Raw genomic sequence first — 269 nt, 5'->3', positions numbered from 1 at the left:
ATGCTGATGAATATTTCACAGCGTACGACATAACTGGTACGTGTCCAAAACCATTCTCATCTAACGCATGGCGAATTGCTGTTACGAATCCGTCCATCATGTTTGATGGCGCAATAATGTCCGCTCCTGCTTTCGCTTGGCTTACAGCTGTTTTCGCAAGTACTGCAAGAGACTCGTCATTTAAAATAATACCATCTTCAATTACACCGCAATGACCATGGCTTGTGAATTGACATAAACATGTATCTGCAACTACTACTAACTCAGGG

Annotated in this window: 1 pseudogene; it reads right to left on the bottom strand. The window is 42.4% G+C overall.

The features are described from left to right. A pseudogene (locus tag JDS96_RS31110) lies at positions 1-269 on the bottom strand (porphobilinogen synthase); the annotation flags it as partial.

Origin of the sequence: Bacillus cereus group sp. N21, from assembly GCF_016483395.1 — a bacterium.
Classification (GTDB): Bacteria; Bacillota; Bacilli; order Bacillales; family Bacillaceae_G; genus Bacillus_A; species Bacillus_A pseudomycoides.
This window is presented reverse-complemented; position numbering and strand designations above follow the sequence as displayed.